General features: G+C 52.2%; 1 protein-coding gene. It reads left to right on the top strand.

Features of this window, described 5'->3' with window-relative positions:
- Nucleotides 1-76: 76 nt before the first annotated feature.
- Nucleotides 77-565: a phenazine biosynthesis protein PhzB gene (gene phzB / locus HMPREF2581_RS08400; RefSeq protein ID WP_003123955.1), complete on the top strand. Its 489-nt coding sequence runs from the start codon at nucleotides 77-79 to the stop codon at nucleotides 563-565.
- Nucleotides 566-634: the final 69 nt, after the last annotated feature.

The following is a 634-nucleotide window of genomic DNA, read 5'->3' as shown; positions in this document are numbered from 1 at the left end:
TGGGAATAGCCGTTCCGCAAATAAAACGTGACGGTATTCCCACTTGAATGACATCTACCGCCAAGGAGCATTGACGATGCCTGACACGACAAATCCAATCGGTTTCACCGATGCCAACGAACTTCGCGAAAAGAATCGCGCCACCGTCGAGAAGTACATGAATACCAAAGGCCAGGACCGCCTGCGCCGCCATGAACTTTTCGTCGAGGATGGCTGTGGCGGTTTATGGACCACCGATACCGGCTCGCCCATCGTCATTCGTGGCAAAGACAAACTTGCGGAACATGCCGTCTGGTCATTGAAGTGCTTTCCCGATTGGGAGTGGTACAACATAAATATATTCGGAACCGACGACCCCAATCATTTCTGGGTCGAATGCGACGGTCACGGCAAGATTCTTTTCCCCGGATATCCCGAAGGTTATTACGAAAACCACTTCCTGCATTCCTTCGAACTTGAAGACGGCAAGATCAAGCGCAACCGCGAATTCATGAACGTCTTCCAGCAATTGCGCGCCTTGAGCATTCCGGTCCCGGAAATAAAACGCGAAGGCATTCCCACTTGATCGAAACGATATCTCCTGCCGAAGGGGGACCCACCATGGACGATCTATTGCAACGCGTACGGCGCTGCG

Origin of the sequence: Pseudomonas sp. HMSC057H01, assembly GCF_001836405.1 — a bacterium.
GTDB lineage: Bacteria > Pseudomonadota > Gammaproteobacteria > Pseudomonadales > Pseudomonadaceae > Pseudomonas > Pseudomonas aeruginosa.
The sequence above is the reverse complement of the archived record's forward strand: the minus strand, read 5'-3'. Positions and strand labels throughout refer to the sequence as shown.